The organism is Arthrobacter sp. FB24 (assembly GCF_000196235.1).
GTDB lineage: Bacteria > Actinomycetota > Actinomycetes > Actinomycetales > Micrococcaceae > Arthrobacter.
Window position 1 is genome coordinate 1,617,934 of sequence record NC_008541.1, and the last position, 22,993, is coordinate 1,640,926.

At 65.7% G+C, this 22,993-nt stretch carries 25 protein-coding genes; 21 read left to right on the forward strand and 4 right to left on the reverse strand.

Features of this window, described 5'->3' with window-relative positions; genetic code table 11:
* Positions 1-56 precede the first annotated feature (56 nt).
* Complete coding sequence (locus ARTH_RS07395; protein ID WP_043429615.1) at positions 57-500, forward strand: helix-turn-helix domain-containing protein; 444 nt, start codon at positions 57-59, stop codon at positions 498-500.
* A gap of 122 nt (positions 501-622) precedes the next feature.
* Here the strand turns inward: ARTH_RS07395 and ARTH_RS07400 are convergent, their stop codons facing one another.
* A complete protein-coding gene (locus ARTH_RS07400; RefSeq protein ID WP_043430523.1) occupies positions 623-1,132 on the reverse strand; it encodes a MarR family winged helix-turn-helix transcriptional regulator in 510 nt (169 codons plus the stop codon).
* Between the two features lie 41 nt (positions 1,133-1,173).
* Between ARTH_RS07400 and ARTH_RS07405 the strand changes: the two genes are divergently transcribed.
* The 6 genes from ARTH_RS07405 (at position 1,174) to dapF (ending at position 6,860) form a co-directional block, all read left to right on the forward strand.
* On the forward strand, positions 1,174-1,398 hold the full coding sequence (locus ARTH_RS07405) for a DUF3046 domain-containing protein (protein WP_011691320.1): 225 nt from the start codon (positions 1,174-1,176) through the stop codon (positions 1,396-1,398).
* Between the two features lie 189 nt (positions 1,399-1,587).
* Positions 1,588-2,643, forward strand: coding sequence for a recombinase RecA (gene recA / locus ARTH_RS07410; protein ID WP_011691321.1), 1,056 nt, complete (start codon positions 1,588-1,590; stop codon positions 2,641-2,643).
* A 166-nt stretch (positions 2,644-2,809) separates the two neighbouring features.
* A complete protein-coding gene (locus tag ARTH_RS07415) occupies positions 2,810-3,301 on the forward strand; it encodes a regulatory protein RecX (protein ID WP_043429617.1) in 492 nt (163 codons plus the stop codon).
* A gap of 17 nt (positions 3,302-3,318) precedes the next feature.
* Complete coding sequence (miaB, locus tag ARTH_RS07420) at positions 3,319-4,887, forward strand: tRNA (N6-isopentenyl adenosine(37)-C2)-methylthiotransferase MiaB (protein ID WP_011691323.1); 1,569 nt, start codon at positions 3,319-3,321, stop codon at positions 4,885-4,887.
* A 3-nt stretch (positions 4,888-4,890) separates the two neighbouring features.
* A complete protein-coding gene (gene miaA, locus ARTH_RS07425) occupies positions 4,891-5,829 on the forward strand; it encodes a tRNA (adenosine(37)-N6)-dimethylallyltransferase MiaA (protein WP_011691324.1) in 939 nt (312 codons plus the stop codon).
* 86 nt (positions 5,830-5,915) lie between these two features.
* Positions 5,916-6,860, forward strand: coding sequence for a diaminopimelate epimerase (gene dapF / locus ARTH_RS07430; protein WP_011691325.1), 945 nt, complete (start codon positions 5,916-5,918; stop codon positions 6,858-6,860).
* On the opposite strand, the gene ARTH_RS07435 is transcribed toward dapF, so the two are convergent.
* Complete coding sequence (locus tag ARTH_RS07435) at positions 6,841-7,455, reverse strand: class I SAM-dependent methyltransferase (RefSeq protein ID WP_011691326.1); 615 nt, start codon at positions 7,453-7,455, stop codon at positions 6,841-6,843. The two genes, dapF and ARTH_RS07435, sit on opposite strands and share 20 nt — an antisense overlap.
* Positions 7,456-7,903: 448 nt before the next feature.
* Between ARTH_RS07435 and hflX the strand changes: the two genes are divergently transcribed.
* Complete coding sequence (gene hflX, locus ARTH_RS07440) at positions 7,904-9,472, forward strand: GTPase HflX (RefSeq protein ID WP_011691327.1); 1,569 nt, start codon at positions 7,904-7,906, stop codon at positions 9,470-9,472.
* A complete protein-coding gene (locus ARTH_RS07445) occupies positions 9,465-11,537 on the forward strand; it encodes an ATP-dependent DNA helicase (protein WP_011691328.1) in 2,073 nt (690 codons plus the stop codon). Before hflX ends, ARTH_RS07445 begins: the two co-directional genes overlap by 8 nt.
* A 78-nt stretch (positions 11,538-11,615) precedes the next feature.
* Here the strand turns inward: ARTH_RS07445 and lexA are convergent, their stop codons facing one another.
* Positions 11,616-12,365 carry a transcriptional repressor LexA gene (gene lexA, locus ARTH_RS07450; protein ID WP_043429618.1) on the reverse strand — a complete coding sequence of 250 codons (750 nt, stop codon included), beginning with the start codon at positions 12,363-12,365 and terminating at the stop codon, positions 11,616-11,618.
* A gap of 484 nt (positions 12,366-12,849) precedes the next feature.
* Between lexA and ARTH_RS07455 the strand changes: the two genes are divergently transcribed.
* The 8 genes from ARTH_RS07455 (at position 12,850) to ARTH_RS07485 (ending at position 19,183) form a co-directional block, all read left to right on the forward strand.
* Positions 12,850-13,191 carry a LysM peptidoglycan-binding domain-containing protein gene (locus ARTH_RS07455; RefSeq protein ID WP_043430526.1) on the forward strand — a complete coding sequence of 114 codons (342 nt, stop codon included), beginning with the start codon at positions 12,850-12,852 and terminating at the stop codon, positions 13,189-13,191.
* Between the two features lie 142 nt (positions 13,192-13,333).
* Complete coding sequence (locus ARTH_RS07460; protein ID WP_011691331.1) at positions 13,334-14,452, forward strand: histidinol-phosphate transaminase; 1,119 nt, start codon at positions 13,334-13,336, stop codon at positions 14,450-14,452.
* Between the two features lie 89 nt (positions 14,453-14,541).
* Positions 14,542-15,168, forward strand: coding sequence for an imidazoleglycerol-phosphate dehydratase HisB (gene hisB, locus ARTH_RS07465; protein WP_011691332.1), 627 nt, complete (start codon positions 14,542-14,544; stop codon positions 15,166-15,168).
* Positions 15,165-15,920: an imidazole glycerol phosphate synthase subunit HisH gene (gene hisH / locus ARTH_RS07470; RefSeq protein WP_011691333.1), complete on the forward strand. Its 756-nt coding sequence runs from the start codon at positions 15,165-15,167 to the stop codon at positions 15,918-15,920. The genes hisB and hisH overlap by 4 nt, the downstream gene beginning before the upstream one ends.
* Positions 15,921-15,938: 18 nt before the next feature.
* Positions 15,939-16,079, forward strand: a complete 141-nt coding sequence (locus tag ARTH_RS24070; protein WP_198011622.1) for a hypothetical protein — start codon at positions 15,939-15,941, stop codon at positions 16,077-16,079.
* A gap of 54 nt (positions 16,080-16,133) precedes the next feature.
* Positions 16,134-16,880, forward strand: coding sequence for a bifunctional 1-(5-phosphoribosyl)-5-((5-phosphoribosylamino)methylideneamino)imidazole-4-carboxamide isomerase/phosphoribosylanthranilate isomerase PriA (gene priA / locus ARTH_RS07475; RefSeq protein WP_011691334.1), 747 nt, complete (start codon positions 16,134-16,136; stop codon positions 16,878-16,880).
* Positions 16,881-16,893: 13 nt separating this feature from the next.
* Positions 16,894-17,823 carry an SseB family protein gene (locus tag ARTH_RS07480; RefSeq protein ID WP_011691335.1) on the forward strand — a complete coding sequence of 310 codons (930 nt, stop codon included), beginning with the start codon at positions 16,894-16,896 and terminating at the stop codon, positions 17,821-17,823.
* Between the two features lie 58 nt (positions 17,824-17,881).
* Positions 17,882-19,183, forward strand: coding sequence for an MFS transporter (locus ARTH_RS07485; RefSeq protein ID WP_011691336.1), 1,302 nt, complete (start codon positions 17,882-17,884; stop codon positions 19,181-19,183).
* A 90-nt stretch (positions 19,184-19,273) separates the two neighbouring features.
* Here ARTH_RS07485 and ARTH_RS07490 read toward each other — a convergent pair whose 3' ends face one another.
* Complete coding sequence (locus tag ARTH_RS07490) at positions 19,274-19,672, reverse strand: DUF1844 domain-containing protein (RefSeq protein ID WP_011691337.1); 399 nt, start codon at positions 19,670-19,672, stop codon at positions 19,274-19,276.
* A gap of 385 nt (positions 19,673-20,057) precedes the next feature.
* Here ARTH_RS07490 and infC point away from each other — a divergent pair, with 385 nt between their 5' ends.
* The 4 genes from infC to ARTH_RS07510 all read left to right on the forward strand — a co-directional run bounded on the left by infC (position 20,058) and on the right by ARTH_RS07510 (position 22,991).
* Positions 20,058-21,137 carry a translation initiation factor IF-3 gene (infC, locus tag ARTH_RS07495; protein ID WP_043429620.1) on the forward strand — a complete coding sequence of 360 codons (1,080 nt, stop codon included), beginning with the start codon at positions 20,058-20,060 and terminating at the stop codon, positions 21,135-21,137.
* Positions 21,138-21,253: 116 nt separating this feature from the next.
* Entirely contained in the window at positions 21,254-21,448 is a 195-nt protein-coding gene (gene rpmI / locus ARTH_RS07500; protein WP_009358635.1) for a 50S ribosomal protein L35, read from the forward strand.
* Positions 21,449-21,567: 119 nt separating this feature from the next.
* Entirely contained in the window at positions 21,568-22,041 is a 474-nt protein-coding gene (rplT, locus tag ARTH_RS07505) for a 50S ribosomal protein L20 (protein WP_011691339.1), read from the forward strand.
* A 53-nt stretch (positions 22,042-22,094) separates the two neighbouring features.
* Positions 22,095-22,991, forward strand: a complete 897-nt coding sequence (locus ARTH_RS07510) for a TrmH family RNA methyltransferase (RefSeq protein ID WP_011691340.1) — start codon at positions 22,095-22,097, stop codon at positions 22,989-22,991.
* The last annotated feature ends 2 nt before the right edge of the window (positions 22,992-22,993 follow it).

Consider the following 22,993-nt stretch of genomic DNA (forward strand, 5'->3'; position numbering starts at 1 on the left):
ATTATGGTTCGCCTGACGAGGGCGGACCTGACGTACGAGGGAGCAAGGCGATACAGATGGTAAAGCAGCCCGTATCCGTGAACGGCGTTGTCCGCTGGAAGGATGTGGGCCTCGCCGATCAGGCAAAGAGCGAACAGAAGGAGCGCAAGATGGTAGTACTTCGTCACGAAATCGGTGATGTGCTGCGCGACGTTCGCCAGCGTCAGGGCCGTACCCTCCGCGAAGTGTCACACAGTGCCCGGGTTTCCCTGGGTTACCTCAGTGAAGTGGAGCGCGGCCAGAAGGAAGCCTCTTCGGAGTTGCTGTCTTCGATCTGCTCGGCCCTGGACGTCCCGTTGTCCAGCATGCTCCGCGAAGTCAGCGACCGCGTTGCCGTCGCTGAGGGCGTTGCTGTTCCGGACACCGTTCCGCAGGAATTCTCGCAGCGTTACCTTGACCGCGAACTCAATACTGAACTGTCTGACGAACTGGCCAAGGGACTGCTCTCGGGCGCCCGCTGACCCGCACATATTAGATCTTCGTATTAGACGCGAGGGGCCTCCGGCTGTGCCGGAGGCCCCTCGTCGTGATGCGTGCTGCCAGAGGCTTGTGCGGGCCCGGCGGGAGCGCCGGCCGTCAGGACCTACTTCGGCTCATCTTTGGCGAAGCCGTCGCGCTCATAGGTCGCGTTGAGCTTGGCCATGTAAGCGGCGAGAGCCTGCAGGTCCTCCACCGGCCATTCCCCGAGCCGCTCACGGAAAACCTCACGCCGGGCGTCCTGCACCTGGTGCATCTTTTCCTCACCCTTGGGCGTCAGCCGGATCGTCTGGGCCCGGCCGTCGAGAGGGTCCGCTTCTTTCGACACAAGGCCGATGCTCTCAAGGAACGCGATCTGCCGGCTGACGGACGGCTTGCCGACTCCGATGCACGTTGCCAGTTCGGTAAGCCGGATGGGACCTTCACGGCGGATGACGGTGAGCAGGCCATAGGCCGCCGGCTCCATGTCCGGGTGGACCTGCCGGGAGAGTTGCTGGGAGAGGGAGCGTCCACGGCGCCAGAAGAGGCTGATCTGGTTCTCCACGGTTCGCAGGGCCGCGTCGACGCTGTTTTCGGTGGCCCCGGAAGCATCGGGTTCCACGGCTGGGTTGCTCATGGCAACCATTCTATTGGCCGCAGGCGTGAGAGACTTTATCCGTGCGAATCAGCGACTTTTGGCGGCTCATGGACGACGAGTTCGGTGCGGGATACTCCCGTGTCCTCAGCAGTTCCCTGGTGCTCGCAGGTGTGGGCGGGCGGACGGCCGACCAGGCACTGGCGGCGGGTGTTCCCCCGCGGCAGGTCTGGCTTGCCATGTGCGACGTGCAGGACGTCCCGGCTGATCGACGTCTCGGCAGGGACGTAAAGCCGACCCGAAGCTGAGCGTCCGTGGCCTGACACGCCGTAGAATTGTTCGAATATCTGTTCGGGTCGGGCTATGCTTTTTTCAGACCGTTTTCCACATACGCAATGTCATCCGGCAATAATGTCGGTGGGTACCGTTAGCGTCGGTGATGACAGACAAAGGGCCGCTCAGGCCACTCCACAGCGAGAAAACTAGAGGTGTGAACCATGGCGGCAGCCCCGGATCGTCAGAAGGCGCTCGATGCAGCGCTGGCCCAGATCGACAAGCAGTTCGGCAAAGGCTCCGTCATGCGGCTGGGCGACGAAGTACGTGCTCCCATCGAAGTAATCCCCACCGGCTCCATTGCCTTGGACGTTGCCCTCGGCATTGGCGGCCTGCCGCGCGGCCGCGTCGTGGAAATCTACGGCCCCGAATCGTCGGGTAAAACCACCGTCGCCCTGCATGCCGTCGCGAATGCCCAGCGGCAGGGAGGCATCGCCGCCTTTATCGACGCCGAGCACGCCCTGGATCCGGAATACGCCGCCAAGCTTGGTGTCGATACTGACGCGCTGCTGGTCTCGCAGCCGGATACCGGTGAGCAGGCTCTGGAAATCATGGACATGCTGATCGGCTCGGGCTCCCTCGATGTCATCGTCATCGACTCCGTGGCAGCCCTCGTGCCCCGAGCGGAAATCGAAGGCGACATGGGCGACAGCCACGTCGGCCTGCAGGCCCGCCTGATGAGCCAGGCACTCCGTAAGATCACCGGCCGGTTGAGCCAGACCAAGACCACGGCCATCTTCATCAACCAGCTGCGCGAGAAGATCGGCGTTTTCTTCGGATCACCCGAGACAACCACCGGCGGTAAGGCACTGAAGTTCTACGCCTCCATCCGCATCGATGTCCGCCGCATCCAGACGCTGAAGGAAGGCGCCGACTCGGTGGGTAACCGCACCAAGGCAAAGATCGTCAAGAACAAGATGGCCCCGCCCTTCAAGATCGCCGAATTCGACATCATTTACGGTCAGGGCATCTCCCGCGAGGGCGGCATCATCGACATGGGCGTGGAGCACGGCCTGATCAAGAAATCGGGTTCATGGTTCACGTACGACGGCGACCAGCTGGGCCAGGGCATGGAGAACTCCCGGCGCTTCCTGCGGGACAATCCCGAGCTTGCCGCGGAGCTGGAGCGCCTCATCAAGGAGAAGCTCGGCGTCGGCGTCAAGCCCGCCGAGGCTGAAAAGGAAGCGTCGCCGAAGCTCAAGGCCGTTGACGGTTTCTAGGGGAAACCGGCCCGGGGGAGGCAGGCGCAGCGGGCCAGGGTTCCGTTCCCGGAAGCCTGGCCCGGCGGAATTCGGCGACGCCGCGCAGGAAGTCGACGGTCTTGCCGGAGCAGGGTTTTCCCCGGCGCCGCAGGCTGGACAGGATTCGGAACCGGATCCAGCTTCGGTGGCGCGGGCTATCGTGCTGCGGCAGCTCACCAACTCGCCCAAGAGCAGGCTGCAGCTGGCCCGCAAGCTCGCTGAACGCAACGTTCCGGACGATGTGGCTGAGTCCGTGCTGGACCGGTTCGAAGAAGTCCGGCTCGTCGATGACGCGGAGTTTGCCGACATGTGGGTCCGGAGCAGGTCCCAGACCCGGAAACTTGCCAGGGGGGCGCTGCGGCGTGAGCTCGCGGACAAGGGCATCGAGCCGGACGTTGCAGCCCGGGCCCTGGAGCAGCTCAGCGACGAAGCAGAGGAGTCGGCTGCCCGCCAACTCGTTGAACGCAAGCTGAAGGCCTCAGCGGACCTCACGGACCGGGCCGAACGGGACAAAGTCACCCGTCGGCTGGCCTCCATGCTCGCCCGGAAGGGATACCAGCCCTCGCAGGCCTTCCGGATTGTGGGGGAGGTCCTGGAGGCCGCCGCCGGTGAACGGGCGGCAACGGAATTCCTGTGAACCGGTACCCTTAACAGGTGAGTTTGACCATTCCCTCCCCAGCGTCCGGCACCAGCACTTCCGCCACCACCGATACAGCACCCGCAGCTGCCCCGCAACGCACCTACCAGGTGCGTACCTTCGGCTGCCAGATGAACGTGCACGACTCCGAGCGGATGGCAGGCATGCTGGAAGATGCCGGCTACGTCCCGGCGTCCGGGGAGAACGCTGACGTGGTGGTCTTCAACACTTGCGCTGTCCGGGAGAACGCCGACAACAAGCTGTACGGCAACCTGGGAATGCTCGCGCCGGTCAAGGCGGCCAACCCCGGCATGCAGATCGCTGTGGGCGGCTGCCTGGCCCAGAAGGACCGCGAAACAATCCTGAAGAAGGCCCCGTGGGTGGACGCCGTGTTCGGCACCCACAACGTCGGAGCCCTGCCCGCACTCCTTGACCGCGCCCGGCACAACAACGAAGCCCAGCTGGAAATCCTGGAGTCGCTGGACGTTTTCCCGTCCACCCTCCCCACCAAGCGGGACTCGGTGTATTCGGGCTGGGTCTCGATTTCCGTGGGTTGCAACAACACCTGTACGTTCTGCATTGTTCCGGCCCTGCGCGGCAAGGAAAAGGACCGCCGCCCGGGCGACATCCTCGCCGAAATCCAGGCACTGGTGGACGACGGCGCCATCGAAGTCACCCTGCTGGGCCAAAACGTGAATTCCTACGGTGTGGAATTCGGCGACCGCCAAGCGTTCTCCAAACTGCTGCGCGCCTGCGGCGAAATCCAAGGACTGGAGCGGGTCCGCTTCACCAGTCCGCACCCCGCCGCGTTCACTGACGACGTCATCGACGCCATGGCCGAAACACCCAACGTCATGCCGCAGCTGCACATGCCGCTGCAATCAGGCTCGGACAAGGTGCTCAAGGACATGAAGCGTTCCTACCGCTCCACCAAGTTCCTCGGCATCCTGGACAAGGTCCGGGAGCGCATCCCGCATGCGGCCATCTCCACGGACATCATCGTGGGCTTCCCGGGAGAAACGGAAGAGGATTTTCAAGCCACGCTCGACGTCGTCGAGAAATCCCGTTTTGCCACGGCATTCACGTTCCAGTACTCCAAGCGCCCCGGCACCCCCGCCGCCGACCTGCCTGACCAGCTTCCCAAGGCCGTGGTCCAGGAACGCTTTGAGCGCCTGACCGCCTTGCAGGACAGGATCGCCGCCGAGGAGAACGCCCGCCAGCTGGGCCGCCGGGTGGAGGTCATGGTCACGGCACAGTCGGGCCGCAAGTCCGAGGAAACACACCGCCTGTCGGGCCGGTCGCAGGACCAGCGCCTGGTGCACTTCTCGGTGCCGGAGGGTGCGGAGAAGCCCCGCCCCGGTGACCTTGTCACGGTGACCATCACCGAAGCCGCGGCTTTCCACCTGGTGGCAGATCCCGCGTCGGCGGCAGACTACTCCCTGCGCCGTTCGCGAGCCGGCGACGCCTGGGACAGGTCCCAGGCGGACTCCTGCGGAGCGCCCGTGGCCGGCGGCGGTGCCGGCAGCAACGGCGGCAAGGGCGGAGTGTCCCTCGGCATGCCGGCGCTCCCCGTCCGCCGCAGCTAGGCGATGGCCAGCCCGCAGGAGCACTCCGGCCCCACAACGCAGCCTCGGGGCGTCCCTCCCGTTATCGCGGTGGTCGGCCCCACGGGATCCGGCAAGTCGGACCTCGCCGTGGCGCTGGCGCTGGAACTGGACGGCGAAGTCATTAATGCCGACGCCATGCAGTTCTACCGTGGAATGGACATCGGCACCGCCAAAATCACGGCGGAGGAGCGCAGGGGAGTCCCGCACCACCTGCTCGACACCCTGGACGTCACCGAAGAAGCCAGTGTGTCCGACTTCCAGTGGGAAGCGCGGGCAACCATCGCGGAGATCCACGGGCGCGGGAAGCGGGCAATCCTGGCGGGCGGGTCCGGCCTGTACGTCCGGGCCGCCCTGGACGTCCTCGAGTTTCCCGGCACGGATCCGGGCATCCGGCGCCGGCTGGAAGAGGAGCTCGACGACGCCGGCCTGGCCACGCTGCGCCGCAGGCTGGAAGCGGTCGATCCCGTCTCCGCCGCCCGCTTGGGCGACGCCCGCAGGGTTGTCCGCGCCCTCGAGGTCTTCGAACTGACAGGGCGCGCTTTCAGCTCCTTTATGCCCGTCCGGGAGTACTACCAGCCGGCGGTCCAGATCGGGCTCGAGGTGGACCGGGAGCTGCTGAAGGACAGGCTGGCGCAACGCGTTCACGGCATGGTCGCCAACGGACTCCAGGCCGAAGTGCAACGGTTGGACGCCGCCGGGCTGAGGCACGGCAAAACCGCCTCCCGCGCACTGGGCTACTCGCAGTTCCTGAAGGTGCTCGACGGCGAATGGGATACCGGCCAGGCCACGGAGGACACCATCGTGGCCACGCGGAAATTCGCCCGCAGGCAACTCACCTGGTTTAGGGCAGACCCCCGCATCCACTGGTTCGATTGGCAGGACCCGGACCTGGTGGCCAAAGCATTGGCTGTCTGCCGCTGACGAGGCTGTGCGCTGTGGCGCGTGTCCATTGGGATTCGGGCCGCACGGTTTTCCGGCCCGTCCCGCCGTGACGGTAACCTTGGACCATGGACGAAACCCTTGCACCCGCCCCTGACCGCACACTCCAGGGGCTGAGCGGCCTGGCCTTCTCCAAGGGCCACGGCACCGGCAACGATTTCGTGCTCGTCGCCGACCCCGAGGCTACCTGGCCGATTGCTCCCGAACAGGTGGCGGAACTCTGCGACCGCCACCGCGGCATCGGCGGCGACGGGCTGATCCGCGCCGTGCCGTCGCGCTACCTTCCCGAAGGGCGTGAGCTGCAGGCAGTCCACCCGGATGCCGAATGGTTCATGGACTACCGCAACGGCGACGGGTCCCTGTCGGAAATGTGCGGCAACGGCGTGCGGGTGTTCGTGCACTTCCTCGTCGCCCAAGGCCTTGTCCGCCTGGACGTGGGCGATGCCCTGACAATCGGAACACGCGCGGGCGCGAAAACGGTGGTGCGGACCGACGACGGCTACGCCGTGGACATGGGCCCGTGGGAATTTATTTTCCCGGGGGAGGCCACGGCGCGGGCCATGGACTCGCTCGTGACGGCCGACGGCCTGGAAGTACCGCGGCCGGCCCTGTCCGTCAGCATGGGGAACCCGCATACCGTGGTGGCCCTCGCAGAACTCAGCGAGCTCGAGGCAACGCAGCTATTCAAAGCACCGCATGTGGATCCGAAGCCGGCCAACGGCACCAACGTCGAGTTTGTCGTCCCGTCCGAGCCCCTGGTCCACGATGGCGTCGGGACAATCACCATGCGCGTCCACGAGCGCGGCGTGGGGGAGACGCAGTCCTGCGGTACAGGCGCCTGCGCGGCGGCCGTGGCCATCCGCCACTGGGCCGGGCAGGGCGCTCCCGACGCCTGGAACGTCAAGGTTCCCGGCGGCGTCGTCGGCGTGAAGTTCTTTGCCGGGCCGGAAGGCCACGAACATGTGGAGCTCAGCGGTCCGGCTGTGATCGTGGCTAGCGGGACGCTTTCCTGACCCGAAGGATCCTGAAGGACTTCGAGGTGCTTTCCCGGGTGACGGTAAAGCTGCTGTCCAGTTCGGCGCCCAGCCAGCGCTGCAGCGAATCCGAGCCCAGGTTCTTCTGGACCACCAGCCAGGCGGATCCGCCCGGCGCCAGGCGGGGGAGCCAGAGCAGCAGCATGGAGTGCAGCTCGTCCTTGCCGATCCGGATGGGGGGATTGGACCAGATCGTGTCGAAGCGGAGGCCGGGATCGACGTCGTCAGGCAGGCTCGCGGTCACGTTGTTCAAGCCCAGCAGGCCGGCATTTTCATTCGTCAGCGCCACGCAGCGTTCGTTCACGTCCACGGCGTAGACATGCGAATGGGGCGCCCGGAGGGCCATTGTCAGGGCGATCGGACCCCAGCCGCAGCCGATGTCCAGCAGGTTGCCCTGGGGTGAAGGGGCCGGCACGTCGGCCAGCAGCACGGCAGTTCCCTTGTCGATTCCGTCGGGGCTGAAGATGCCGCCGGACGTCTGCAGCCTGCGGGTTTCACCGGCAAGTTCCACGGTTAGCGGCTTGCGTGTGAACGGCCCGGCGGGTTGGGCGCTGAAATAGTGTGCAGACTCCATAACTCGCCAGATTAGTTGCCGTACGCGCCGATGGGAAACGGGGACTGGAAGCGAGCACGGACACCGGTCTGCTAGTGTTTAATCCATGTTCTTGATCTTCGAGTAGCCGGCACGGGCCACAGCCCGTCCCGAAGCGACGCAGGTATTCACCTTCCGCTCTGTGCGCCGTCCTGCCGTGATTCTCCGGCCTGACATCCCGCCCGTACTACTTGGAGTCCAGCAATGCTGATCATCTGACCATGCGCATCCCCTCAGGACAGGCGCATCCGCAACCCCGACTGCCTTCCAGGCGTCCGCCTCCGTTACCGCCCGTACCGCCGCCCGCTGCCCCGCAGCCGCCGGCATTCCAGGAGCCCGAATGACCCATAGTCGTCAGCCCAGCGCGAATACCGCCCCGCAGACAAACAATCAGCATTATTCTGAAAGTGTCGAATCTTCAAAGGAGAACATGACCAACCAGCCCAATACCGGATCAGATTCAGCCTCCCAGGACATGAGTCCTGAGGAAATCCAGGCTGTCATCGACCGGATTCTGTCCAAGGATGTCCCGGCACGTGCCGCCGGCTCCGCCCCGGAAAATCCGCGCGGAGTTCTGGGTTCGGCCCAGGCGATTTCCCGCCAGGACAGCGAACACAGCATCTTCGACGGGGACCAGCAGGACCTCGAGGAACGCCGGGCCCTGCGCCGTACCGCCGGCCTTTCCACCGAACTCGAAGACGTCACCGAAGTTGAGTACCGGCAGTTGCGCCTCGAACGCGTGGTGCTGGCCGGCCTCTGGACCGAAGGCACCCTCGCCGACGCGGAAAATTCGCTCCGCGAACTCGCTGCCCTTGCCGAAACAGCGGGTTCGGAAGTCCTCGACGGCATCGTCCAGCGCCGCGCCAAGCCTGACCCCGGTACCTTCCTCGGCTCCGGCAAGGCCCAGGAGCTCAAGGACATCGTGATGTCCACTGGTGCCGACACCGTAGTGGTGGATGCCGAGCTGGCACCTTCACAGCGGCGCGGACTCGAGGACATCGTGAAGGTCAAGGTGATCGACCGCACGGCCCTGATCCTGGACATCTTTGCCCAGCATGCCAAGAGCCGCGAAGGCAAAGCCCAGGTGGAGCTGGCTCAGCTCGAGTACCTCCTCCCGCGCCTGCGCGGCTGGGGCGAATCCATGTCCCGCCAGGCCGGCGGCCAGGTGGGCGGCGCAGGAGCCGGCATGGGCTCCCGTGGCCCCGGTGAAACCAAGATCGAACTGGACCGGCGCCGGATCCGTACCAGGATGGCCAAACTGCGGCGCGAAATCGCCGCAATGAAGCCGGCGCGGGAAACCAAGCGGGCCAACCGCCGTCGTAATTCCGTGCCGTCCGTAGCGATCGCCGGGTACACGAACGCCGGCAAGTCCTCGCTGCTTAACCGGCTGACCGATGCCGGGGTCCTGGTCGAGAACGCCCTGTTCGCGACGCTGGATCCGACCGTCCGCAAAGCGGAAACAGCCGATGGCCTGGGCTACACCCTGGCGGACACCGTGGGCTTCGTCCGTTCCCTTCCCACGCAGCTGGTGGAAGCGTTCCGCTCCACGTTGGAGGAAGTGGCCGATTCGGACCTCATCTTGCACGTGGTGGACGTCTCGCATCCCGATCCGGAAGGCCAGATCGCCGCGGTTCGGGCAGTGTTCAGCGAAGTGGACGCACGCAAGGTCCCGGAGATCATCGTGCTGAACAAGGCCGACGCCGCGGATCCCTTCGTCGTGGAACGCCTCAAGCAGCGCGAACCCCGCCACGTGGTGGTCTCCGCCCGCACCGGTCAGGGCATCGCGGAGCTCCTGAAGGCGATCAGCGAATCCATTCCGCGGCCGAGCGTCAAGATGGAGCTGCTGATTCCCTACAACCGCGGGGACCTGATCAGCAAACTCCACGAAACGGACGCCGAAATCCTTCGCCTGGATCATGAGGAGGAGGGCACCCGCGCCCTCGTCATGGTGCGCGAAGGGCTCGCCGCTGAACTGGAATCCTTCATCAGCAATGTCTGATCCCGGGGCCGGAGAAACCAGCGGCTCCGCCGGCGAGGAGTTCGTCATCGAACTTCTCGACCGGGCAGTGTCCGGCATGGGCGGACAGAGCCGCAGCGGCCAGCACGAGATGGCCAGGCAGGTGGCGCGCGCTATCGACAGCGGCGACCACCTGCTGGTCCAGGCCGGCACCGGCACGGGCAAGTCCTTGGCATACTTGATTCCGCTGATTGCGCATTCACAGGTCAGCGACAAACCCACTTTGGTGTCCACTGCCACCCTGGCCCTGCAGACCCAGATCGTGGGCAGGGACCTTCCCCGGCTGCTGGAAACCATCACCCCCGCGCTGGAGCGCCCCGTTAAGGTCGCGCTCGTCAAGGGCCGGGCAAACTACGTCTGCCGGCACAAGCTCGACGGCGGGTTCCCCTCCGAAGAGCCTTCGGAGGGACAGCTCTTCTCCCTGGGCGAGGACACCAGCGTCCCGCACTTCGCCGCGTCCTTGGGCGGTCCGGCCTCGCAGCTGGGCAAGGAAGTGGTCAGGCTCCGGGAGTGGGCTGAGAAAACGGCCACGGGGGACCGGGATGAACTGATGCCGGGGGTGACGGACCGTGCCTGGCGGCAGGTGTCCGTCACGTCGATGGAATGCCTGGGCGCGCAGAAATGTCCCATGGCTGCCGAGTGCTTCAGCGAACTGGCCCGCCAGGACGCCGCCGAGGCTGACGTCGTGGTCACCAACCATGCCATGCTGGCCGTCAGCGCCTTCGAAGGCCTGGCAGTCCTGCCGGAGTACGACGTCGTGGTGGTCGACGAGGCGCACGAGCTGCAGGACCGGGTAACGGGAGCGGTCTCCGGCCAGCTGTCCGTGGCCATGGTCCACGCCGCCGCCTCCGGCGCCCGGAAAAATACCGGAATCACGGTGGATGCGCTCAATAACGCTGCTGCGAACCTTGAACTGGCCATCGCCGGAGTCCCCAGCGGCCTTCTGCCCAACGGCCTCAACGACGAACAGCTCGACTGCGTCGACCAGTTGCGGGAAGCCTGCCGCGCGGCCCTTTCGGACTCGAAAGGTGACAGTGCGAATACGGCCGACGGCGGTCGCCAGCTTGCGCGCTCACGCCTTATGGTCATCCTCGAGCTCTGTGAACGCCTGATCGCCGCCCGGGAAAACCGGGAAGTGGTCTGGTTCTCGCGGAACAGCACTTTTGACCCGCAGCAAGGCTATTCGCAGCCGGACGACGCAGCACCGGCCTTGATCAACATCGCCCCGTTGAGCGTGGCGGGGAAGCTCCGTGACGGGCTCTTTGCCGGCCACACAGTGGTCCTCACCTCAGCCACCCTCGCGATCGGAGCGGCGTTCGAGCCGGCTGCGGGAGGGCTTGGGCTGGTGGGGCCGGGCGCTCCCAGCTGGACCGGCGTAGACGTCGGGTCCCCGTTCGACTACCCCAAGCAGGGGATACTCTACGTTGCCAGCCATCTGCCCAAGCCCGGCCGCGGGACGTCGCCCGAAGCCCTGGATGAGCTGGAGAAGCTGATCCGGGCGTCCGGCGGCGGGGCACTGTGCCTCTTCTCCTCGCGGCGGGCGGCGGAGGAGGCGGCTGAGGCGATGCGCCCGCGCCTGGATGTCAGCATCCTGTGCCAGGGCGAATCAACCATGACGGCCCTGGTGCGGCAGTTTGCGGACGAGCCGGACACCTGCCTTTTCGGCACAATGTCCCTCTGGCAGGGCGTCGACGTTCCCGGCGGCTCGTGCCGGCTGGTGGTCATTGACCGGATTCCGTTCCCGCGGCCGGACGATCCGCTCATGACGGCGCGGTCCCGGGCGGTGGCCCAGGCGGGCGGCAACGGCTTTATGTCGGTGTCGGCCACCCACGCGGCGATCCGGCTCGCACAGGGAGCCGGCCGGCTGATCCGCTCCACGGGCGACAAGGGCGTTGTGGCTGTCCTTGATTCCCGGTTGTCCACGGAGCGGTACGGGGGCTTCCTGCGGGCCGCCCTGCCGCCTTTCTGGCCCACCACCGATCCGGCGGTTGCGGTTGCTGCGCTGTCGAGGTTGGCCCAGGCCCCGACGGCGGCGGCCGCAGGCTGACAACGCGTGCCGTTGCCGCCGGCACCTGACCGTTTCGGAGGCCCGAAGACGGGTCCCCGAAAGCGGGCTGCCCAGCGGCTACAGCGAGCGAAACACGGAGACGACCTTGCCCATGATGTTGGCGTGGTCGCCGAGGATGGGCTCATACTGCGTGTTCTGCGGCAGGAGCCAGGTGTGGCCGTCCCGTTGCCGGAACGTTTTGACTGTGGCCTCGTCATCCAGCAGGGCTGCCACAATGTCGCCGTTGACCGCGTCACTCTGCCGGCGGACCACAACCCAGTCCCCGTCGCAGATGGCGGCGTCGATCATGGAGTCGCCGGTCACCTTCAACATAAAGAGCTCACCGTGGCCAACCAGTTGCCGTGGCAGCGGCATCACGTCCTCCACCACCTGGTCAGCCAGGATGGGGCCGCCTGCGGCGATCCGGCCGACCAGGGGGACCATGGCCGTGTCGGTTGCGGTGGCCAGTTCGGAGACGGCCAGTCCGCCAATAGTGCGCAGCCGCGCAGGCTTCTCCACACCTGAGATTTTGGCAGTACCTTCATCCAGGGTCAGCGGCATGAGCACTTCCATGGCCCGTGGACGCTTCGGGTCGCGGCGGAGATAGCCCAGCTTCTCGAGCTGCGAGAGCTGGTGGGTGACGCTGGAGAGGCTGGCCAGGCCCACGGTGTCGCCGATTTCACGCATCGACGGCGGATAGCCGTTGTCGTTGACGGACCGCTGAATGGTTTCCAGGATCTTCTTCTGCCGTACCGTGAGGCCCTTCGGCTTCGCTGGTGACTGCTGGCTCCGCTGCGTAGCCCTGCCGCCGGTGGCTTGTGCTGCCATGTTCGCCAACGCCTTTCCGTTCCACCCGGCCTCCGTGGCTGCAGCTGCCGGGAACTTCCGGCCTGAAAATGTCAGACCCTGCTGATCAACTGCAGAAGTGGTTGATCTGTAGCTCAAACGTAGGCCAGCCCCACAGCTTTTTCAAACATTTGTTCTAGTGAGTCTCGACAATGTTCGTTAATAAGTGCTAGAAAAGAACAAGCAACGTTCGAATATGTGTTCTAGTCCAAAACCCCGTTCGGTCCTATGTTCGAAGACCGGGCGGGCGGATGGCAGCTTCAGGAACATGCCGGGCAGCACAGTCAGGTCCAGGAGGGCTCAGTTCATGTCAGCAACAAGCGCTATTCATGGTTCGCGTTTCAAGGGTTCGGCCGGCCGGGGCCGCGGCGATAACGTATCGGAGTTTCCGGGTTCCACCGGGCAGGAAGCCGGGGCCCCGGGAATTCAGGGCTTCAACTGGGAGGAGCGTCCCGCGGCGAAAGCCGTGAAGGCGGCGAAGGCAAGGTCCACGCAGCCGCCCCTCCGCCTGACGCGCAGGGGGCGCATCGTCCTGGTGGGAGTGCCGCTGATCCTGTTGACGGTGCTGCTGATCTCGCTGGCCGGCTTCCTGAACTCGCCGGCGAAGGCGGCGGATTCCGCGTCCGAGCTTTCCGTGACCCCCACAGTGTCAGTGACGGTGCAGCCGGGCCAGTCCTTGTGGGAGATTGCCGGCTCCGTGGCGCCGGAACGAGACACCCGGGACGTTGTTGCCGATATCGTTCAGCTCAACAACCTCGACGGCGGCAGAGTCATGCCGGGCCAGCAGATCTTTGTCCCCGCAAGCTAGGGCCCGACGCTGACGCCCCGGAACCTGCCCAGCCGCCAACGCCCCGCGCTCCGCACCGGCGGCGGGCCGGAGACAAGCCCCGGCGGCGGGCCGGAAGCGTCACAGTTTCAATGCCCCGGCCACCCTCACTTAAACTGTTGAAGTGACTGACCAGCTAGAGCGCCTGAACCGACTTCCCCTCCGGACCAACCTGCGTGGCCTCACCCCGTATGGTGCGCCGCAGCTGGACGTTCCCATCCTGCTCAATGTCAACGAAAACACCCATGGCGTTCCGGCCGATGTCCTCGTGGCCATTTCCGAGGCCGTGACCGCGGCTGCTGCGGGGCTGAACCGCTATCCGGACCGTGAGTTCACCGAACTCCGGGAGCGACTGGCCGAGTACCTTGGCCACGGCCTGGGTGCGGAGAACATCTGGGCCGCCAACGGATCCAACGAAGTGCTGCAGCAGATTCTGCAGGCATTCGGCGGTCCGGGACGTACCGCACTTGGTTTCCCGCCCACGTACTCCATGTATCCCCTCCTGGCGAGCGGGACCGACACCGAATACATCGTCGGCCAGCGTGCGGACGACTATGGCCTCAGTGCCGAATCCGCTGCGCAGCAGGTCCGGGAACTGCAGCCGAACATCGTTTTCCTGTGTTCACCCAACAACCCCACCGGCACCGGGCTGGGACTGGATGTGGTGGAGGCCGTGTATGCGGCAGGCGAGGCCAGCCAGACCGTCGTGATCGTCGATGAGGCTTACCACGAATTCGCGCACGACGGCACGCCCAGCGCCCTCACGCTTCTTCCAGGCCGTGAGCGGCTTATCGTCTCCCGAACCATGAGCAAGGCATTTGCGCTGGCCGGAGCACGCCTGGGCTACATGGCTGCCGCGCCCGAGGTTGCGGATGCACTGCGGCTGGTGCGGCTGCCGTACCACCTGTCCGCTATCACCCAGGCCACTGCGCTGGCTGCCCTGACCCACCGCGAGGCACTGATGGCCGACGTCGAAGACATCAAGCTGCAGCGCGACCGGATTGTCACGGAACTGACCAGAATGGGCCTCAAGCCTGCCGCGTCCGACTCCAACTACGTTTTCTTTGGCGGCCTGGAGAACCCGCACGAGGTCTGGCAGGGGCTGCTCGACCGCGGGGTCCTGATCCGGGACGTTGGGATCCCCGGGCACTTGCGCGTCACGGCAGGCACTGAGACGGAAACCACAGCCTTCCTGGAAGCCCTTGAACTGATCCTGACCGGCCAGCCCAGCGTCCCGGCCTAAACTGGAGTCAGACCCCCGGTTCCCAGGGATCAGTCCCACGCCCCCCGTAACCAGACGTTATTTCTCCTTACATCCAAAGGACACAACACATGAGCACCAACGGATCCATTGCTGCCGAGGCCAGGACCGCACGCATGGAGCGTTCCACGAGCGAATCGTCCGTGCTCGTCGAAATCAACCTCGACGGCACCGGCGTCTCGGACATCAGCACCTCGGTTCCGTTCTACGACCACATGCTGACCGCATTGTCCAAGCACTCGCTCATCGACATGACGGTCAAGGCCACCGGGGACATTCACATTGACGTCCACCACACGGTGGAGGACGTCGCCATCACCTTTGGCGAGGTCCTCCGGACTGCCTTGGGCAACAAGGCCGGCATCCGCCGCTTCGGCGAAGCCACCGTGCCCCTCGACGAAGCCCTGGCACACGCCGTGGTTGACGTCTCCGGGCGTCCCTACCTGGTACACGGCGGAGAGCCTGCGGGCCAGGAATACCACCTGATCGGCGGACACTTCACGGGTTCGCTGACCCGCCACGTCTTCGAAGCCATCACCCTGCACGCCGGCATTTGCCTTCACATGAACGTCATTGCGGGACGGGACCCGCACCACATTGTGGAGGCCCAGTTCAAGGCGTTTGCGCGGGCACTTCGCGCGGCCGTTGAACCGGATCCCCGCGTGGAGGGCATCCCCTCCACCAAGGGCGCACTGTGACCGGGCCGGTCCTTCGCGACGGAGCCATTTTTGATCCTGCCGCGAACGTGAAGCCTGCTTCGCCCGAGGGCAAGCCCACGGTCACCGTCCTTGACTACGGTTCCGGGAACGTCCGGTCAGCCGTGCGTGCGCTGGAGCGTGCGGGCGCCGAGGTCATCCTCAGCGCCAGGCCGGAAGACGTCCTCAATGCTGACGGACTGCTCGTGCCCGGGGTCGGGGCATTCGAAACTGTCATGCGCGAACTCAAGGCAGTGGACGCCGTACGGATGATCGGCCGGCGCGTCGCCGGCGGCCGTCCCGTCCTGGGCATCTGCGTAGGCCTTCAGGTGCTTTTCGAAGCCGGTGTCGAGCACGGCACCGAAGCGGAGGGCATGGGGGAGTGGCCCGGCAAAGTGGAACTGCTGCCTGCCGAAGTAGTGCCCCACATGGGCTGGAACACCGTGACGGTTCCGGAAGGATCCAGGCTCTTCGAGGGCGTCGAAAACGAGCGGTTCTACTTCGTCCACTCGTACGGTGTGCAGCACTGGGACTTCGATGTCATCCAGCCGCGCATGGCGGCACCGCTGGTCACCTGGTCCGAACACGGCGCACCATTTATCGCCGCCGTGGAGAACGGACCGCTGTGCGCCACACAGTTCCACCCGGAAAAGTCCGGCGACGCCGGTGCCCGGCTGCTCCGCAACTGGGTGAACAGCCTGCGCCGCGGCCAGGGCGCCGCAGCCGCCCCCGCCAGTGCCGGGCCGGCCGCCTAGATGTGGTCGATTGTCCTGATGGGCCTCGCCGGCCTGCTGGTCGGCGGGGCGCTGTCCTTCAGGCAGCAGCAGAAGCCCCTCTGGACGCAAATTGTTTTTTACGTTCTGGCCGGAATGGCGCTGCTGGCCGCCTACCTGCTTACCTTGCCGGCCGGCTAGCCGGCGCCGCACCTCCCGATCTACGCAGCTTCACTACAACCTGAGGACCTGAAGATGACCACCGAAACGCCGCTGCCCGTACTGGAACTGCTGCCCGCCGTCGACGTCGTGAACGGCCAGGCGGTCCGCCTGGTCCAGGGCGAAGCCGGCAGCGAGACAAGCTACGGCACTCCGCTGGAAGCTGCGCTCAACTGGCAGGAACAGGGCGCCGAGTGGGTGCACCTGGTGGACCTGGATGCTGCCTTCGGCCGCGGCTCGAACGCGGAACTGCTCCGCGAAGTCGTGGGCCGGCTGGACATCAAGGTAGAACTTTCCGGCGGCCTGCGCGACGACGAGTCACTCGAGAAAGCCCTGGACCTGGGCGTTGCCCGCGTCAACCTGGGCACTGCTGCGCTGGAAAACCCGGAATGGACGGCACGCGCCATCGACCGCTTTGGCGACAAGATCGCCGTCGGCCTCGACGTGCGAGGAACCACTCTGGCAGGCCGCGGCTGGACCAAGGAAGGCGGCGACCTCTGGGACGTGCTGGCACGTCTCGAAGAAGCCGGCTGCGCCCGGTACGTCGTCACCGACGTCACCAAGGACGGCACCCTGCAGGGTCCCAACGTTGAGCTGCTCCGCAAGATGGTGGAGCGGACCGGCAAGCCGGTGGTGGCCTCCGGCGGCATCTCAAGTCTGGAAGACCTCAAGGTCCTGCGCTCCCTGGTTCCCCTGGGCGTCGAAGGCGCCATCGTTGGAAAGGCACTCTACGCCGGTGCATTCACGCTGCCGGAAGCGCTGGATGTCGCAGGCCGCCGCTAGGCAGGTAGCCATCATGGAACAGCGACCTCCAGCACGGGAACTGCCCGGCCACATCGCAGCCGCACTGGCTGGCTCCGGGGGCGCCACGGATTCGGCCGGGCAGCCTTGGGCGGGCCGCAGCCTCGCCGGCGAGGATGCGAGGATCCATAACTTCGAGGACGACGACGGCACGGCCGACGCCGGTTACCTCGCCGCGGTTGCGGCTCTCCGCTCGGCCGCAGGCGACGAAGCTGCCGTGGTGGCGTCGCTGGCCGCTGCCCGGGTGTTCGTTCCGATCGTTGCCCAGCTGGCCGAAGAAAGCGTTCATCCGGCAGCTCCGCAAGGTAACACCCCGCACGGCGGCGGGGCCCATGGCGACGAGGCCCACGGTGACCAGCTGCACGGGGACAAGCAGGCAGACATGGCGCTGGTAACACTCAAAGCGCCGGACGGACGGACGGCGATGCCGGTCTTCACCTCGGCAGCAGCGTTGTCCGCGTGGCATCCGCAAGCCCGCCCGGTGGCGGTATACGCCGCCCGGGCGGCGCTGTCCGCGGTGGCCGAAGGCGCTGAACTCCTGGTTCTGGACCCCGGTTCAGAGTACACATTCGTTGTCCGCCGCCCGGCCGTCTGGGCCCTCGCCCGGCAGCAGGATTGGCTGCCGTCCTACGCGGATCCGGAGCTTGCCCGCGCCATGGCCCAGGCAACGGCCGGCTACCCGTCCGTGAGGCGTGTGGAACTCGAAGCGGGAGGCGGTGTCGCTTCGGCAACAGCCGGCGGCGCCATTGTGCCCGGCGGCGGTCCGGGCCCGGAGCTCCGGGTGGTGCTGTATCTGGCAGACGGACTGGACGCGGCCGGTGTCCAGGCAATCGTGGCAGGTCTTAACGCCGAGTGGTCCCGGAATGCGGTCTTCGCCGAGCGGGTTGATTCGATCGAGGTAAAGTTGCAGCGCGCAGCAAAGTAGTCGGCGGCAGGCGGGGCACACCCCGGTTCTGCCCTGGGCAGGACGAAGGACGTACCCCGTGAATTTCGCTCTCTACAAGGAGCTCCTGGCAGTCAGGCCCATCAGGCGCCTGTTGACTGTCGGAATGATTGCCCGCATACCGCACTCAGCGGCCGGGGTACTCCTGACGCTGCACATCGTCCTGACCCTCGGTGAGGGTTATGCCGCCGCCGGTGCTGCGGCGGCGGTCATGACTATTGGAATCGCCCTCGGCGCCCCGTGGCGCGGACGCAGGGTTGACACCGTAGGCCTTCGCAAGGCACTTGTGCCCTCCGTCATTTCCGAGACCGTCATCTGGTCTGTGGTGCCGCATGTTTCGTACCAGTGGCTGCTGGCGCTGGTCTTCGTCGGCGGCCTGCTCACCCTGCCCATCTTCAGCGTGGTGCGCCAGTCCCTGGGGGTGCTGGCGAGCGGTGAGCAGCGTCGGACGGCCTTCGCACTGGACGCGATCGCCACGGAGTTGGTCTTTATGCTCGGCCCCGCAGCGGGCGCAATTGTGGCCACTGCCGGTTACTCGGTTCTCGGGTTGACTGTGGTGGGCGTGTGCACTTCCGTGGCCGGACTCTTCCTGATGTGGTTCAACCCGCCCACCCGCAGCGCGGTGCCGGATGACGAATACGAAACGGACCAGCAGGAGGGCGCGGAAGTGGCGGTCGTCGCGGCGGCTCCGGCGCATCTGCAGGAAGCTGCTGCGGAACTCGCCCCAGTAGCGGCAGGTGAGCTCCGTCGCTCAGGATTGCGGCACAAAGTGGCACACAACTTCGTCTGGTTTACCGCGGCCGTGGCAGCGGTCTTCGCCGTGGCCGCAGGGGCGGGCATGGTGCTCAGCGGTACGGACGTGGGGATCGTGGCCGCCTTGGAGACCGGCGGGCATCAGGCGGAGATCGGGCTGGTCTTCGTCTTCTGGTGTGCGGCTTCCGTGGTCGGCGGCCTTCTCTACGGCGCCATGCACAGGCCGGTTTCACCGATTCTCCTCTTGCTCGGCATGGCCGCCCTCACGATCCCCATGGGCTTCGCCCGGGACACGCTGACGCTGTGCCTGCTGTCGTTGCTGCCCGGCCTGCTGTGTGCGCCGGTCCTGTCCGCTGCATCGGAAAAGATGGCCGACCTCGTGGAGGAGGCCCGCCGCGGTGAGGCCATGGGCTGGTACGGGTCCGCGCTCACGGCGGGAGTCGCCCTCGGCGCCCCGTTGGCCGGTTTGTTCATCGACGGAATCGGACCGTCCGCCGGGTTTGTCTCGGTGGGTGCAGCCGGCGTTGTCCTCTGCCTGTTCGGACTGGGGCTGCAGCATCGACGGCGCCGGCGCGGCGCGATTGCCTAGGCCGGCTCAAGTCCCGGACAGACACGACGGCGGCGGCGGTCGGACCGGAATGGTCCGCCCGCCGCCGCCGTCGTGCAACCGGTGAAGTGCCTAGTTGACCGGCCCGGTGTATTTTTCCCCCGGCCCCTTGCCCGGAGCGTCCGGAATGATCGACTCTTCGCGGAACGCCAGCTGCAGGGAGCGCAGTCCGTCGCGCAACGGGCCTGCGTGCTGGGAACCGATCTCCGGGGCTGCGGCGGTCACGAGCCCGGCCAGCGCGGTGATCAGCTTCCGGGCCTCATCCAGGTCCTTGAGCTCCTCGGCATTTTCCTCGGCAGCAAGGCCGAGCTTAACGGCCGACGCGCTCATGAGGTGCACAGCGGCGGTGGTGATGACCTCGATGGCGGGGACCTCGGAGATATCGCGGATCTGCTGCGATACCTGCTCCTGGCCCTCCCGCTGACCGGCGGCGGGCTCGAAAACGTGTGAATTACTGTCTGAAGTGCTCATACTGGTAAGCTTGTCACAGACCGACTGAATGTCGTTATTTTGCTATGTGGAACCCGCAGCTGCCAATGTGCAGTATTCGGGGTTCTGTCTGTAGAATTGGCTTCAGTTTGCAAGCGGAGTTCTCTCCCACCCGCGTCAGCCGTTTTCCCGGAAATTATTTCCATGGAAGCAAGGTTGCCGGGTACCTGGTCGGGCGAACCACGGCGGCGTCAGCTGCCTGGAACGCGTACAGCCTCTCCGGAGGCAGTGCACATCCGATCTTCGAGGCCTTCGATTGCTCCGGCAATTGGGGGCCTTCTCTATTTGCCGGTGGAATACTCATCTCAACAACAGGAGTTCTAACATTAGCGAGCCAAGAATCAATGAGCGTATCCGCGTCCCCGAGGTGCGGCTGGTCGGCCCTGCAGGTGAACAGGTAGGAATCGTCCGTATTGAGGACGCCCTGCGTTTGGCTGCCGAGTCCGACCTTGATCTCGTTGAAGTTGCACCGCAGGCCAAGCCTCCGGTGTGCAAGCTGATGGACTTCGGCAAGTACAAGTACGAAGCCGCCGTCAAGGCACGCGAGGCCCGGAAGAACCAAACCAACACGGTTCTGAAGGAAATCCGTTTCCGGCTGAAGATCGACACCCACGACTACGAGACCAAGCGCGGCCACGCCCTCCGCTTCCTCGGTGCCGGGGACAAGGTCAAGGCTATGATCCAGTTCCGCGGCCGCGAACAGCAGCGTCCGGAAATGGGCATCCGCCTGCTCCAGCGCTTTGCTGACGACGTCGCAGAAGTGGGTGTTGTGGAGTCCAGCCCCCGCATCGACGGCCGCAACATGGTTATGGTCGTGGGTCCGCTGAAGAACAAGGCTGAGGCCAAGGCAGAAGCGCGCCGTGCAACGCAGCGCGCTGAAGCGAAGGCGCAAAACGAAGCCAAGGCCGGCGGCCGCGTTGATGTCAGCCGCGACCAGCCCGCCATGACGCAGTCCCTGGCGGACCTGCTTCCTGAGGGTTTCGCTGTGAACACTGAAGAGGCAGCGCCGGAGGTTACCGCCGAGGCTGCTATGGCTTCAACCAGCGCCGAGGCACCCGCCGAAGCGGTTGCGGCACCGGAAGCCGAGGCTCCGGCCACGGAAGCTCCCAAGCAGGAAGCCCCGAAGCAGGAAGCCCCGAAGCAGGAAGCTCCTGTTGAGGAAGCTCCGAAGCAGGAAGCTCCCAAGGCGGCACCGGTCAAGGAAGCTCCGAAGCAGGCAGCGCCGAAACGCGAAGCCCCCAAGGCAGCGGCAGCACCGCGTCCTGCGGTAAGCAAGCCCGCAGCGGCCAGGGCGCCTGAATCGCCCAGGCCTGCAGCGGCCGCCCCTGTGGCGCCGAAGCCGGCAGGAGTGCCGTCGCCGCCGCCCAAGCCGGTAGCACGGCCCGCAGCGCCGAAGCCTGCGGCACGGCCGGCTGCTCCCAAGCCGGGCACCAAGAAGACCAACTAGTTCAAAGCTGCGCGAAGCAACGCCTGAGCGCAGCAAGCAACCAGCACGCCGCCCGCAGGGGTGGCTGCACGAAAGACTGCAGACTTGTCTGCGGATACGTAAGGAGATCGGTTCCCATGCCGAAGATGAAGACCCACAGTGGTGCTAAGAAGCGCTTCAAGCTGACCGGCAGCGGCAAGCTGCGCCGCCAGCAGGCCAACCGCCGCCACTACCTCGAGCACAAGTCATCCAGGCTGACCCGTCGCCTTGCCGGCGACAAGATCGTCTTCAAGGGCGACGCCAAGGTCATCCGGAAGATGCTCGGCATCTAAGTTCCAAGTTCTCTGACTGCTCGCCACCTGGCAGCGGTCAACTACCAAAAAGGCTTCTCAGGCCAGCCGGTTGTTCCGGCAGTAGTCGCTTGGGATAAGAATTCTGAAGGAGTACGCACGTGGCACGTGTGAAGAGGGCGGTCAACGCCCACAAGAAGCGCCGGGTTATCCTTGAACGCGCTAAGGGCTACCGTGGACAGCGTTCACGCCTGTACCGCAAGGCCAAAGAGCAGCTGCTGCACTCGTTTGTGTACAGCTACGGTGACCGCAAGAAGAAGAAGGGCGACTTCCGCCGCCTGTGGATCCAGCGCATCAACGCTGCATCCCGCGCCAACGGCCTGACCTACAACCGTCTGATCCAGGGCCTGAAGGCCGCTGAGGTCGAGGTTGACCGCCGTATGCTGGCCGAGCTGGCTGTCTCTGACGCCAACGCTTTTGCTGCCCTGGTGCAGGTTGCCAAGGACTCGCTGCCTGCCGACACTTCCGCGCCGGCCGTCTCGGCCGAAGCCGCCCCGAAGGCAAAGGCTGCCAAGAAGCCCGCCGCCAAGAAGGCCGCAGCGAAGAAGCCTGTTGCTGAAGAGGCTGCCAAGTAGTACCAGCTTTGGGTAGTTCAAGAACCCGTGGCAATAGCCACTAAAGTTCTTATATGAACGAAACCGGGCGCCCGCAAGATTTTCCACTCTCCAACCCCCGAGCTGATCGGGTGAGGGATGTGGCAAAGCTTGCCGGGCGCCCGGCCCGTTTAAAGCGCGGGCAGTTCCTGGCTGAGGGGCCGCAGGCCGTCCGCGAAGCCCTGGTGCTCCACCAGAAAAGGATGGCGGCGGGGGAGCCCGGCGTGGTCCACGAAGTATTCGCCAGTGAGGCCTGCCTGGACCGCTATCCCGAGTTCGAGAAGCTGGCCGAGGGCGTTAACGCCAGGCTCGCCACCGACGAGGTGCTCGCCGCCATGGCGGACACTGTCAATCCCCAGGGCATTATCGCCGTCTGCGCCTTTGTGGACGTGGCCCTTGAAGCCGTGCTCGACGCCGGGCCCCGCCTGATTGCCGTGCTGTGCCAGGTACGGGACCCCGGCAACGCCGGAACCGTCCTGCGGGCAGCCGACGCCGCCGGGGCCGACGCCGTCGTCCTGACGGCCTCGAGCGTGGATATCTACAATCCCAAGGCCGTCCGTTCCACCGCCGGCTCGCTGTTCCACCTCCCCGTAGTCCTCGGCGTGGACCTTTCCGATCTCGCCACTGCCTGCCGCGAACGCGGGATCGGCGTCCTGGCCGCCGACGGATACGGCCAGCTGGACCTCGACCAGCTCCAGGACGAAAATGCTGCCCGGAGGCTGGGCAACCCGGGCGCCGAGTCGGCATACGATCTTGGCCGGCCCACCGCGTGGTTGTTCGGCAATGAAGCCCAAGGCTTGTCCGACGCCGAACTCGCGCTGGCCGACCACCGTGTGGCCGTTCCCGTCTACGGCGCCGCGGAAAGCCTAAACGTGGGCACCGCAGCCACGGTGTGCCTCTACGCAAGTGCGCGTTCGCAGAAGCGCGCCTGAAC